8 protein-coding genes are annotated in these 12,625 nt (G+C 75.1%); 1 reads left to right on the top strand and 7 read right to left on the bottom strand.

Going from position 1 to position 12,625, the window contains the following annotated elements; translation table 11 throughout:
- Positions 1 to 37 precede the first annotated feature (37 nt).
- Positions 38 to 1,417 (bottom strand): hypothetical protein, encoded by a 1,380-nt coding sequence (locus DB32_RS43245; protein ID WP_169791745.1) that lies wholly within the window; start codon positions 1,415 to 1,417, stop codon positions 38 to 40.
- A gap of 59 nt (positions 1,418 to 1,476) precedes the next feature.
- On the opposite strand from DB32_RS43245, the gene DB32_RS43240 reads away from it, so the two are divergent.
- On the top strand, positions 1,477 to 2,418 hold the full coding sequence (locus tag DB32_RS43240) for a hypothetical protein (RefSeq protein WP_053238518.1): 942 nt from the start codon (positions 1,477 to 1,479) through the stop codon (positions 2,416 to 2,418).
- A gap of 394 nt (positions 2,419 to 2,812) precedes the next feature.
- Here the strand turns inward: DB32_RS43240 and DB32_RS43235 are convergent, their stop codons facing one another.
- The 6 genes from DB32_RS43235 to DB32_RS49315 all read right to left on the bottom strand — a co-directional run bounded on the left by DB32_RS43235 (position 2,813) and on the right by DB32_RS49315 (position 12,603).
- Entirely contained in the window at positions 2,813 to 3,346 is a 534-nt protein-coding gene (locus DB32_RS43235) for a hemerythrin domain-containing protein (protein ID WP_157070382.1), read from the bottom strand.
- A 58-nt stretch (positions 3,347 to 3,404) separates the two neighbouring features.
- The gene (locus tag DB32_RS43230; RefSeq protein WP_053238516.1) at positions 3,405 to 5,321 is read right to left on the bottom strand and encodes a hybrid sensor histidine kinase/response regulator; all 1,917 of its coding nucleotides are present in this window, start codon (positions 5,319 to 5,321) and stop codon (positions 3,405 to 3,407) included.
- Positions 5,318 to 5,857, bottom strand: a complete 540-nt coding sequence (locus tag DB32_RS43225) for a TerB family tellurite resistance protein (RefSeq protein ID WP_053238515.1) — start codon at positions 5,855 to 5,857, stop codon at positions 5,318 to 5,320. The genes DB32_RS43230 and DB32_RS43225 overlap by 4 nt, the downstream gene beginning before the upstream one ends.
- A 20-nt stretch (positions 5,858 to 5,877) precedes the next feature.
- On the bottom strand, positions 5,878 to 9,801 hold the full coding sequence (locus DB32_RS43220; RefSeq protein ID WP_053238514.1) for a serine/threonine-protein kinase: 3,924 nt from the start codon (positions 9,799 to 9,801) through the stop codon (positions 5,878 to 5,880).
- A 421-nt stretch (positions 9,802 to 10,222) separates the two neighbouring features.
- Positions 10,223 to 10,942, bottom strand: a complete 720-nt coding sequence (locus DB32_RS43215) for a hypothetical protein (protein ID WP_053238513.1) — start codon at positions 10,940 to 10,942, stop codon at positions 10,223 to 10,225.
- Between the two features lie 32 nt (positions 10,943 to 10,974).
- Positions 10,975 to 12,603, bottom strand: coding sequence for an FHA domain-containing protein (locus DB32_RS49315; protein ID WP_053238512.1), 1,629 nt, complete (start codon positions 12,601 to 12,603; stop codon positions 10,975 to 10,977).
- Positions 12,604 to 12,625 lie beyond the last annotated feature (22 nt).

The raw sequence follows: 12,625 nt of genomic DNA, 5'->3' as shown, positions 1-12,625 counted from the left end.
GGGCCCTCCGCCAGCGAGCACTCCAGCTCGGACTGACTCACGCGCCGGGCGTCGTGTACAGCCCGGCGCTCTGACCCCAGCACTCGATCGCATCGTCGGTGCGCACCGCGCAGTCGGCGCCGTAGGACGGGGCGATCTGCACGATCCCCTCGAGCGCGGCGGGACGCATGCCGGCCGCCGCGCCCCAGCAGGTCGCGGTGCCGTCGGCGTGCAGCGCGCAGGTGCGCGGCCCGCCGGTCGTGATGCGGGTCGCGGGAGGCATGCCCACCGGCACGTCGAGCTGTCCGTCGCCGTCCGAGCCCCAGCACCGGACGCCGCCGGCGTCGTCGCGCGCGCAGGCGTGGGTGGTGCCGACGGTGACCTGCACGATCTCGCCGAGGTCGCTCGGGACCACGTCGGTGCCGTCCGCGTAGCGCCCGCCCCAGCACGTGACGTCGCCCGCCTCGTCGACCGCGCAGGCGCTGTTCATGCCGACCGCGACGTCGACGATCGGCGCGAGCCCGGCCGGCGGCGCGAGCGGCACCTCGAAGCTCGGTGCCCAGCACCGGACACCCCCCGCGTCGTCACGCGCGCAGGTGTGGACGGTGTCGGGCGCGCCCGCGATCTGCACGATCGTCCCGAGATCCGCGGGGGCCGCGGGCCCGGTGCCCCAGCACGTCACGTCACCCGCGGCGTCGAGCGCGCAGGTGTGCGCGTTGCTGGCCGCGAGCTGCACGACGTCACCGAGCGACGAAGGCACGTTCGTCTGCCCGTCGCGGCTCATGCCCCAGCACCGCACCGCGCCCGCGTCGTCGAGCGCGCAGAGGTGCGCCCCGCCGAGCGCGATCTGCACCAGCGACGGGCACGGCGTGCCGGGATCACGATCGCGGTCGCGCCAGTCGCAGCGCAACGGCGGGGTGTCGCCGCCGGCGCAGAACTCGCCGGGGATGCAAGCGCGGCAGCTCGCGTCCGAGGTCGCGGTGCCCGCGGTGCGCAACACCTCGCCGACGTCGCAGGCGCGGTGCGGCAGGCAGAGCCGATCGCGCATCGCGCTGGGCGGCGCGGCCTCCCACTCGCCGGAGGCGCACGTCGAGAGCGGCGCGCAGAGGCGATCGCGCGAGACGCTCGGCGGCGCGAGCTCGTACTCGTCGCTGCTGCACGTCGTGATCGCGACGCAGCGACGATCGTCGGTCGCGGTCGGCGGCGCGAGCTCGTACTCGCTCGCGCCGCAGGTCGTGTGCGCGCGGCAGACGCGATCGCCGTAGGCACTCGGCGGCGCGACCTCGTGCTCGCCGTCTTCGCAGGGGGTGTGGGCCTGGCAATCGAGCCCGGGCCCGGGGCGAAACCGACCCGCCGGACACGGCTCGTCGGGCGGTGGGTCGTCGCCGCCGCAGGCCACTGTGAGGAGCGCGAACGCGAGCAGAAGGCGGTGGTTCATGTCCATGACACCTATCACGGACGGCGCCTCGCTCGCGCGGCTGGGGTACCGTCGCGCGCATGGCGACCAAGAAGAAGAGCCCCATCAAGAAGAGCCCCACCAAGAAGGCCGCGCCCTCGGCGGCGATCGCGATCGAGGTCTCGCTCGCGGCGAGCTACCCGACGCTCGGCGAGGCGCAGCAGCGCGCGTTCCTCGGCCAGGTGTCGATCGCGAAGTGCGCCGAGCTCGGCGCGCGCACCAAGGCCGAGGGTGTCTATCGCGACGCGCAGAAGTGGGCGCCGATCATCCACACCGCGCTCCAGCAGCACCCAGTCGCGCTGCGTCGCTACGGTCGGGCGCGGTTTGCCTGGTTCCTCCTCTGCCTGCGCGAGCTCGGCGAGCGCGTCGCGACGCAGAAGGGCAAGCGCTCGAAGGCGACGAGCGCGCGCACCGCGCTCGAGCGCGCGATCGACGAGGCGAAGGCGGTGCGCGCGCTGATCGCGGAGGCGCTCGAGCTGCTCGCGGCGGGCGACCCGAAGGCCGAGGCGGCGTACGCGGCGGCGTTCGGCGTGGCGGACTCGCTCGACGCGCTGCGCGACTCGCTCGCGGCGCTCGCCGATCTCGCGGACGAGACGCTGCGCGCGACCGACGCGACGACGCGCGCGCTCGTCGAGTCGGTGGACCTCACGGCGGACGACGTGCGGCTCGCGCGCGAGGCGCACGCCGCGCTGGGCGCGGCGCGGAGCACGCGCATCGTCGAGGGCGCGGCGGGCACCCACGACGAGCCGGCGACGAGCCGCGCCGAGGGCCGGATGCTGTTCGAGATGCGGCTGGTGATGGGCGTGTTCGAGGCGGCGCACCGCCGCACCGCGCTGGTGCCTCGCCTGACGCCGGGACCGGCGACCCGGAGCGCGCTGGCGCCGAGCCGCACCGAGCGCGCGGCGCCGAACGAGCCGGCAGCGCCCGACGCGGGATCTCCGACGACGCCGGGCGCGGTGTCGCCGGCGGTCGCGCCGGTGTGAGCGGGCGCCGGCGGCGTGGGAGTGAGCGCGGGCGCCGTGGGAGTGAGCACCGGTGCCGTGTGAGTGAGGGCCGGTGGCGTGTGACTGGGCGCCGGTGGCGTGTGAGTGAGGGCCGGTGCCGTGTGACTGGGCGCCGGTGGCGTGTGACTGGGCGCCGGTGGCGTGTGAGTGAGGGCCGGTGCCGTGTGACTGGGCGCCGGTGGCGTGTGAGTGAGGGCCGGTGCCGTGTGACTGGGCGCCGGTGCCGTGTGAGTGAGGGCCGGTGCCGTGTGACTGGGCGCCGGCGCCGTGTCACCGGGCGCCGGTGGCGTGTCACCGGGCGCCGGCGCCGTGTCACCGAGCGCCGGCGCCGTGTCACCGCCGCCCGGCGTCGTGTGGCTCGCGCGGCGCGCCGCTAGCGGCGGCGCTCCTGCATCTCGAGCACGATCGCGCGGCGCTCGCTCGCGGGCAGCGTGTCGATCGCCGGGAAGATCTCGCGCTCCTCGAGCTCGAGGTGGACCTCCATCGCCGCGTCGAGCGTCTCGAGCAACCGCTGGTGCCCCGCGAGATCGACGACGTGCCCCGGATCGCCCTCGCCCGCCCAGCACGCCCAGTCGGCGCACAGCAGATCGACCGCGGCGTCGATCGCGCCGTGCTCGTCCATGCGCGCCAGCAGCGCGCGCGCGAGGCCGACCGAGCGCTGCTCGATGCGCGGTGCGATCGACGCGTCCTCGTCCGCCTCGTGGAGCGGCATCGCGACCCGGAAGTAGCGCAGCACCGCGCGCGCGCTCTCGCGGCGGCGGCTGGGCTCGCCGGTGCCGGTCGCGAGCGCGCGCGCGTCCACGAGGAAGCGACGGATGCGCGCGTGACAGTCGGCGAGCCGCCCGACGACGTCGTCGGGCCCGTGTACGGTGGGCGCGGGATCTCGGCGCGAGCGCAGCGGGATCATGCTCCGACCCAGATACTCCCCGGGTGCGCGCGCGCCACCCCCGCGCACCCCGCGCACGTCAGGTCGAGGGCACGACCCGCCGCAGCGCGTGGCGCAGCACGTCCGGCGAGAACGGCTTGTCGAGCAGCGGCTGCGGCGAGGCGTCGAGGTAGTGACGCGAGCGCTCGGTGAGCGCGCCGCCAGTCATGAAGACGAAGCGCGACGCGACGTCGGGCCACACCGCGCGCACCCGCTCGTGCAGCTCGGGGCCGCTGGTGCGCGGCATCATCACGTCGCAGAGCACCGCGTCGTACTGCTCGCCCGCGTCGAAGCACGCGATCGCGTCCTCCGCGCTCGTGACCGCGTGCACCTGGTGCTCGCCGCTCAACAGCAGCTGGATGAGGCGCCCGAGCGTGGGCTCGTCGTCGACCACCAGCACGCGCATCGGCCGCAGCTCGTCGGGGCTCGCCGGGATCACGCTGGGCGGCCGGGCGCGGCCGCTTCCGGGGCTCGCCGTCGGCATGCGCACCCGCACCGTGGTGCCGCGACCGAGCACCGACTCGAGGGCGATCGTGCCGCCCATCGCGGTCACGAGCCCGTGGCAGATCCAGAGCCCGAGCCCGGTGCCGACGTTCGCGGGCTTCGTCGAGAAGAACGGATCGAACACCCGCGCCCGCGTCTCCTCGGGGATGCCGCCCGCGTTGTCCTCGACGGTGATCTCGACCCAGCCGTCGCGCTCCGCGCACGTGACGATCACGGTGGGATCGAGCGCGTCCTCGGGGAACGCCTGCATCGCGTTGACGAGCAGGTTGAGCATCACCTGCTCGAGCCGGCCGGCGTGACCGTGGGCGCGCGGCTGACCGGTGGTGCGTCGCACGAGGCGCGCGCGATGACGCAGCTCGTGCGCCGCCATGCGCTCGGCGGTGGCGATCACCTTCACGACGTCGATCTCGCCGGGCGGCGGGGTGTCCTCGGATCGCGCGAACGCACGCAGGTCGCGCACGATCTCGGCGACGCGCGCGGTGCCGTCGCGCATCGGGCCGAGCATCGCGACGAGCTCCTCGCGCACCGCGGGATCGGCGACGAGGAGCTCGATCTTGCGCTCGAGCGCCTGCACCCCGAGCGAGACGAAGGTGAGCGGGTTGTTGATCTCGTGCGCGACGCCCGCCGCGAGCAGGCCGAGCGCGGCGAGGCGATCGGCGCGCGCGAGCTGCTGCTGCATGTGCTTGCGCTCGCTGACGTCGCGCCCGAAGCCGAGCACCGCGGGCGCGCCGTCGTACTCGATGACGTGGCCGGTCATCTCCATCACGGTCGGGGTCCCGTCGGCGCGCAGCAGCCGGTACTCGCGCGGCGGGAAGCGCTCTCCGTCGAGCAGCATGCGGCGCATGCGATCCATGAGGACCTCGAGGTCCTCGGGCTCGTAGAGCTGCGCGAGGTCGAGGCCGACGAGGTCGGAGGGCGCGGCGTAGCCCAGCGCGACGGCGGCGGAGCGGTTCGCGTAGACCATCGTGCCGTCGAAGCGCGTGATCGCGATGCCGTCGGGCGCGGACTCGATCAGCGTGCGGAAGCGCGCCTCGGACGCGCGGAGGGCGTCCTCCGACGCGCGGCGCGCGCCGATGTCGCGGAAGAACGTGACCCCGACGCGGTGCGACCCGATGAACGCGGCGCCCATCGCGATCGCGACCGGGATGCGCGAGCCGTCGGGGCGGATCGCGGAGAGCTCGAACGCGCCGTTGCGGAGGTCGCCGCGATCGCGCTGCGCCTTGATGTCGTGCACCTCGCCGAGGTGCTCGGGCGCGAGGAGCTCGACGATGTTGCTGCGCAGGAGCTCCTCGTAGGGGCGACCGAGGATCTCGACCGCGCGCTCGTTGAACCACACCGGGCGGATGTGCGCGCCTTCGGTGAGCGTCACCGCGACGCCGATGCCGGCGTTGTGCGCCGCGTGGAGGACGGCCTCGGAGACGCCGTCGGGAGGCGCGGGCCAGCGCTCGCTCATCCGATGCGCTCGCCGATCGCGCGCTGGATCTCGGACGCGCGCACCGCGCTCACGGCGAGGCGCTTGGCGAGCCCCGAGTAGAAGTCGCGCTCGCTCTTCGCGACGCGTCCGTCGGCGCACGCGAGCTCCCAGCACAGCGCGAGGAGCAGCTCGCGCAGCACGGGGTGCGTCAGGCGCGTCTCGAGGCCGCGCAGCGAGGGCGGCTCGTGGCTCTCGCGGACGAGCTCGTCCTGGATGTCGTCGTCGAGCAGGCTCGCGCCGATGATGCGCCGCAGGAGGTGCACCTCCTCGGGGTCGACCTCGCGATCGGCGTGCACCATCCAGATGCAGACCTCGATCGCGGCGCGGCGCTCGCGGTTCGCGATCTGGATCGGCTGCTCGGCGAACCAGCCGCGCAGTCGATCGAGCTCGCTCTCGCCGACGACGTACGCGGCGACCGCCTGCCCCGCCTTCTCGTGCTCGCCCTCGAGCACGCCGCCGCGCGCGAGCGCGCCCAGCCAGCTCGCCATCGCCTGCTGCGCATCGCTGATCCCCATGTTTGCCCCCCTCGTCGCTCTCAGCCGCTGCTCACCAATTCGATGAGCGCTCGGTTCGCGGGCACGTCCGTCAGGAAGCGCGCCCTCCAGTCCGCGTCCGCGATCCTCCCCGCGAGGAACTCGAGGCGCGTGATCCCGATCGTGAGGATCTCGCGCGCGTCGGTGTCGCGTCCGTTGGCGATCAGCGCGCGCGCGTGCGCGAGGAACACCTCGGACTCGTCCTCCTCCATCGCGCCGATCTCGTCGCGCAGGCTCATCGCGCGGGTCGAGAGCGCGAGCGCGTCCTTCACGTCGCCCGAGAGCAGGCGCGCCTGCGACGCGAGCGCGAGCGCGGTGACCGACCACGGGAGCGTGCCGGCGCGGCGCGCTTGATCGGCGACCTGCTCCGCGAGCGCGACGACCTCGTCGGGATCGCGATGCCCGAGCAGGGTGCGGGCGCGATAGAGCCGCACTGCGAGCACGAGGCGGCTCTGCTGCGCCTGCGCGCCGATGCGCTCGGCGTCGTCGAGCGCGGCGAGCGCCTCGTCGGTGCGCTCGAGCTTGCCGAGCGCGTACCCGAGGTTCGCGAGCGCGAAGCCTTCGACGACGCGGTTGCCGACGCGACGACAGGTCTCGAGCGCGGCGCGCAGCGCGGTCTCCGCGGCCTCGTAGGACCCGATGCGGTTGAGCGTGTCGGCGAGGTTCGTCTCCGCGCTCGCGGCGCGCCGCAGATCGCCGATCTGCTTGTAGCGGGCGATCGCCTGCTCGTACGCGATCTTGCGCTGGCCGAGGTCGCCGCGCGCCGTCGCGAGCTGCGCCTTCCACGCCGCGATCAGCGCCGCGGTCTCGGGGCCGACCTGATCGATCATGCGCGCGGCCTCGCCGATCGCGCTCATCGCCTCGTGGATGCGCCCCGCGTAGAGCAGGACCCATCCGAGGCGCACCAGCGCGGTCGCGAGCAGGTCGGGATCGCCCACGTCGCGCGCGGTGCGCACCGCGTCCTCGCCGACGAACGCGCCCTCGTCGTTGCGGCCGAGCGTCGCGAGCAGGCCGGTGCGCTCGGTGAGCGCGCGGGCGCGCTCGGCGGGGGTGCGCGCGCGATCGAGCGCGGCCTCGAGCTCCTTGCCCTGCTCGTCGCGGCGGCCGAGGAACGAGAGCGCCTCGGCGCGCGCCAGGTGCAGCTCGAAGGCGAGCGCGCCTTCACCGCCGAGCGCGAGCGCGCGCTCCGAGAGCCGCAGCACGCTCTGGCTGTCGCCGCGACGCTGGGCGACGCGCACCGCCTGCACGTACGCGAGCGCCGCTTCCTCGGGCGCGCCGCCGAGCTCGTGGTGGCGCGCGATCTCCTCGCGCTCGACGCCGGGATCCGACGCGAGGTACGCGGCCGCGCGGCGGTGCAGATCGCGCCGCGCGCGCTCGCTGTTCATGCGGTACGCGACGTCGGCGACGAGCGCGCTCTTGAACTGGTGCTCGCGCTCGGTGCGCGAGCCGCTCTCCGCGATCGCGCGGCGCACGCCGCTGATCGCCTCGTCGCGCGTGATGCCGCTCGGCTCGCGATCGCTGGCGCGGGTCGCGAGCAGGCCGCGGCGCACCAGCGAGACGAGGAGCGGCGCGGCGTCGGTCACCCCGAGCGCCTCGAGCGCGCTGGCCCCGAACGCGCGCGCCCCGCCTCCGAAGCCAGAGAGCACCGACGCGACCTTGCAGAGGTGCTTCTCGGCGGGCGGCAGGTGATCGAGGCGCGACTGGACGGCGCCCTCGACGTGCAGCGGGATGGGCAGGCTCGCAGGCGGCGAGTCGAGCATCTCCTTCTCGACGAGCTCGCCGACGATCTGCTCGACGAAGAACGGATTGCCGCCGGTGCGATCGGCGATCGCGCGCACCACGCGCTCGTCGACCTCGCGCCCCGCGATCGCGCGCGCGACGTGCCCGACGTGGGCGGCGCGCAGCCCGCGCGGCTCGACGCGCACGACGTCGGCGCCGGCGAAACGATCGCGCTCGCGCTCGACGCGCTCGGAGCGCGCGGCCATCGCGACGAGCAGCGGGCGATCGGCGGCGCGCGCGCAGAGATCCGCGAGCAGCGCGAGCGACGCGTCGTCGGACCACTGCAGGTCGTCGAGCACGATCGCGAGCGGCTCGCGCTCCGCGATCGCGAGGAGCAGATCCCCGAGGGCGATGCGCAGGCGATCGGCGCGCACCTGAGGATCGGAGCGGCGTCCCTCGGACGGCGCTTCCCACGGCACGCCCAGCAGCTCGCACACGACCTCGGCGTGCTCGCCGACGACGTGGGGCTCGGCGTCGAGCCACACCGCGCAGAAGCGCTCGATCGCCTCGCGCCGGAGCGCGACGCCGACCTCGGCGCGCGAGAGCGCGTCCGCGAGCCCGGGCGCGCTGCGCAGCGCGTGACCGATCACGTGGTACGCGGCGTCGCGCCGATGCGACTCCGCGCGCCCGACCAGCACGACCGGGCGCGGCACCCGCGCCCGAAGGCGACGCTCGAGCTCCTGGCGCAGCCGCGTCTTGCCGATCCCGGGCGGCCCCACGATCCACGCGACCGTGGCGCGCGGCTCCTCGAGCGCGCTCGCGAGCGCGCCTTCGAGCTGCGCGAGCTCGGCCTCGCGACCGAGCAGCGGGACCTCGCGCGCCTGCGCCCCGGGCACGAACGTCTCGCGACGTCGCGCGCCGCGCGGGACCTCGAGCAGCGCGCCCTCGGCGCGGCGCATCTCGAACAGCGAGCCCACGGTGCGCGACGCGGTGAGATCGAGCGCGACACCGGGCAGCTGCGCGGCGCACGCGCGCTCGACCGCGCGCACCGCGTCGCCCGAGATCGTCGTGCCCGCGCCGGTCGCGCGCCCCGACGCCACCGCGATCCACCGCACCGCGTCGCGCGCCTCGAGGGCCGCGCTCACCGCGCGCACCGTCTCGTCACCCTCCCACGTCGTGCGGCCGAACACGCCGATCGCACGGCCGCCGAGCATCGGGATGAGCTCGCCGCCCCAGTGCGCGATCGCGCGCTCGAGCGCGGCCTGATCGACGATGCCCTCCGCGAGCACCAGCGCCATGACGCGCTGCTCGTCCTGCGGCGACGCGGTCTCGATCTCCGCGAGGATCGTGGGCCGCGCGTGCACGTCGATCTCGCGCAGCGCGCGCGCGATGGCGTCGGCGCTCGACCAGCGCTGATCGAGGCGCTTCTCGAGGCAGCGATGCACCACCTCGGCGAGCCCCGGCGGCAGCGGCGGCGCTTTGCTCGCGAGCGGCGCGGCCTCCTCGAGCACGACGGCGAGGATCGTCGCGACCGCGGTCTCGCGGCGGAACGGCGAGATGCCGGAGAGCGCTTCGTAGAGGATCACGCCGAGCGCCCAGAGGTCGGCGCGGGTGTCGACGTCGGTCTCGCCGCGCGCCTGCTCGGGCGCGAGGAAGCCCGGCGTGCCCACGACCGAGCCCGCCATCGTGAGCTGCTGATCGCGCGCGAGCTCACCGCCGCGCGCGATCCCGAAGTCGAGCACGGTGACGCGCCCGTCGTTGCGCACGAACACATTGCCCGGCTTGAGATCGCGATGGACCACGCCGCGCGCGTGGGCGGCGGACAGGCCCGCGCAGATCTGCAGCCCGAGGTCGATCACCTCGGCGGCGGGCAGCGGCGCTTTGCGTAGCCGGTCGTTGAGCGGCTCGCCCTCGAGCAGCTCGAACGCGATCCACGGGGTCCCGTCGTCGGCGCGCCCGGCGTCGATCACCCGCACCACGTTCGGGTGCTCGATGCGGATGTCGCCCTCGCGCTCGAAGCGCTGGAGGAGCTCGTCGGTCCGCATGTGCTCGGAGAGCACCTTGAGCGCGACCTTCGTCCCGTCGGGCGCCTCACCCGCGTAGACGGTGCCGAACCCACCCGAGCCCAGCACCGACACGAGCCGGTACGGACCGATCGTGTCGACGCGCCGTCCGCGCTGGATGCGGGTCTTGGGAGCGTCGGACACGGATGTACTCGTGTACCTCCGAGGCCCGCGAAAAGGCAAGCGAGAGAGGCGCGCAGGAGGTCAGAGGTCGCCCCGGCGATAGGTGATCGGCAGTCGCTCGCCGCCCTCCACGCTGCACTCGAGGATCGCCCGAACCGACCAGCCCTCGAGGAAGCACTCCACGCGAGCGTCGAACGCGCAGCGCGTGAAGCGATCGCCGTAGTCGTCGCGGTCCTGCGCGGCGCGGCGTCGTCGCCGGGAAGGACGACGAAGTCGTCGCGGCGACAGAGACCGGTGCAGCGGAGCGTGCTCTCGAGCTCGGCGCGAAGGCCGTCGCTGCGGTAGAGCGCGTGGCCGCACGACGACGCCAAGACGAGAGCACACCCGCGAGCCACGCTCTCGCCGTGTGGGCGCGCGCCATTCGCGGTGGAGGGCGAGCGCGTCAGCGGCGCGTCGGGCCGATGCGGACCGGGAGCACCGGCGTGGGCGCCTGCGGCTGCGGCCGCGGCCGCGTCGAGCGGCGACGCACCACCGGCGGCGCCTCCACCTCGAAGCGCTGGTCGAACACGAAGAGCTCGTCGCTGTCGGGGAAGACGAAGCTCTGGCGGGGCTGCTGGGGACGGAGGTTCGGGAACTCGTTCGTCGCGAGCAGCACCGCGAACGTCTGGCCCGGCTGCATGTCGAGCGCGACGTGGGCGACGCCGCTGGCGTCGGTGCGCGCGACCTCGCGGCCGTCGATCATCACCGGCACGTTCGCGTGCGCCTGGTCGCCGCCGGCGCGCACCACGACGACGCCGTGTCGCTGCGCGGGCGGGCACGCGATCGAGACCTGGAGGCCGAGCGCGGCGGTCGCGGGATCGAGGCTGACCACGCGGCGCAGCGTGATCATCGGCAGCGACGCGGGCGCGCGGTGGCCCTCGGGGCACGTCGCGCCGATCTGCACCGGCGAGCCTTCGGGGCCCGTGAGGTCGACGTGGAGCGTGCCGTCGGCGCCGGTCTGGCCGATCGGCGCGCCGTTCGCGGTGACGCTCACGCCGCCGAGGCGCTGGCCGGGGTCGGCCTCGGCGGTGAACGTCACCGGGAAGCGCGGCGGCGGTGCTTCCTCGCCGCATCCGAGCAGCGCGAGGGCGACGAAGAGGGCGGGGATGGCGCGTCGTGACATGGCTCGGCTCGTGGCGAGAGGGCGAGGTGCCGTCAGGGAGACGTGCAGGGTCGACCGTCGGGACCGACCCCACCTTGGCAGCGCTGCGCGAGGCGCCGCTGGAGGATGCGCACCATCTGCGCGTACTCGGGCCGCTCGGGGTGCGCCTGCGAGAGCTGCTGGTAGTGCGGCAGCGCCTCGGCGTAGTGCCCGGTGATCACGAGATCCGCCGCGACGCGGTCGGGCGTCGGGCCCGTGGGCACCTCGGGCGTCGCGCCCGGGGTCGTCGGCTCGGGCGTCGCGGGCGAGGTCGGATCGACGGCCTGCGCGGTGGGCTGGGTCGGCGCAGTCGGCTGGGTCGGCGCAGTCGGCTGGGTCGGCGCCGTCGGCTGGGTCGGCGCCGTCGGCTGGGTCGGCGCGGTCGGCTGCGTCGGCGCGGTCGGCTGCACCTGAGCCGGCTGGGTCGGCTGCGTCGGCGCGGTCGGCTGGGTCGGCTGCGTCGGCGTCGGCTGCGCCTGCTGGGGCGGCAGCGGCGCCGGCACCGTCTGGGCCTGCGGGTGCGGCGGCTGGGGCTGGGGCGCGGGCTCCGCGCTCGGCCCCATCATCATCAGCGCGACCGCAGCGAGCACCGTGATGCCCAGGAGGGCCCACGTGCGCATCGGGAGCGACTGCTTCCCCTTGGCCTTCGCGTCCTTCTGCCCTTGCGACTGCGCGCCCTGCGCCGCGTCGAACGACGGCGGCGCCATGAACCCGCTCTGCGGCCCCTGCGCCGGCTGCCCGCCGAACGGCGAAGGCGCCCCCGGGCCGTACCCGGCCTGCTGCGGCGGCTGCGGCGCGCCGAAGCCACCCGGCTGCTGCCCGTACCCGGGCGCCTGCGGGCTGCCCGACGTCACGCCCGGATAGCCCGCCTGGACCACCACCGAGGGCCCGCCCGCGTTCGGATCCGCCGGCGTCGCGGCCATCTTCGCCGCGACCGCGAGGTGCTGCGACATCTCCTCGGCGGTGATCGTCCGCGCCATCGGCGGCGTCCCGCCGCCGCTCCCACCGAGCCGCGGACGCATCGGCGGCGGTGCCTGCGAAGCCGGCTTCGCCTGCGCCGGCGCGCCGAGCCCCGGCATCAGCGCGCCCTCGCTCGCGATGCGAGTGCGCTCGGGGTCGAGCTCGCCCCACCCGCCTCCGCCTTCGCTCGGCGGCGGCTGGATGCGCGTCGCTTCGCCGGGAAGCGAGCTGTCGTCCCATCCGCCGGCGGCCGGCGGGTAGTCCGAGCGCGCCACCAGCGCACCCATCATTCCTTCGCCCGGCGCGAGCGTCACCCGCTTCGCCTCGCCGGGGTTGCTCGCCATCGCGACCGCCTGCGCGGCCGACGTCTCGATGTGCATCGCGCCGCCGCCGAACACCACCTCGGCGCGGCCCTTCACCTGCACCCAGTCCGCGACCGGCATGCCGTTCAGCATCACGCCGCCGACCCGGCGCGTGTCCGAGACCCACAGCGTGTTGCCGTCCCAGAAGATCTCGAAGTGGTACGGGTGCACCGCGGGGGCCTGCAGCGGCCAGCCCGCGTCCGGCGCGCTGCCGACCGTGAGGCGCGCCTGCGGCGTGGTCGCGTCGATCGACCAGTACTGCCCGCCCGACTGCCCGCGGACGAGCTGGATGCGCGCCCACGCCGCCCCGGGGGCCTGCATCGGCTGTCCGTACGATGCCGCC

This window comes from Sandaracinus amylolyticus, assembly GCF_000737325.1.
In the GTDB taxonomy this organism is placed as follows: Bacteria; Myxococcota_A; Polyangia; order Polyangiales; family Sandaracinaceae; genus Sandaracinus; species Sandaracinus amylolyticus.
Note: the sequence above shows the minus strand (reverse complement) of the source record. Positions and strands in the feature narration are given on the sequence as shown.

Coding starts and splice junctions, on each gene's coding strand:
- DB32_RS49315 (WP_053238512.1), bottom strand. CDS start 12,603: ATGCAGGCCCCCGGGGCGGCGTGGGCGCGCATCCAGCTCGTCCGCGGG.
- DB32_RS43215 (WP_053238513.1), bottom strand. CDS start 10,942: ATGTCACGACGCGCCATCCCCGCCCTCTTCGTCGCCCTCGCGCTGCTC.
- DB32_RS43235 (WP_157070382.1), bottom strand. CDS start 3,346: ATGATCCCGCTGCGCTCGCGCCGAGATCCCGCGCCCACCGTACACGGG.
- DB32_RS43245 (WP_169791745.1), bottom strand. CDS start 1,417: ATGAACCACCGCCTTCTGCTCGCGTTCGCGCTCCTCACAGTGGCCTGC.
- DB32_RS43225 (WP_053238515.1), bottom strand. CDS start 5,857: ATGGGGATCAGCGATGCGCAGCAGGCGATGGCGAGCTGGCTGGGCGCG.
- DB32_RS43240 (WP_053238518.1), top strand. CDS start 1,477: ATGGCGACCAAGAAGAAGAGCCCCATCAAGAAGAGCCCCACCAAGAAG.
- DB32_RS43230 (WP_053238516.1), bottom strand. CDS start 5,321: ATGAGCGAGCGCTGGCCCGCGCCTCCCGACGGCGTCTCCGAGGCCGTC.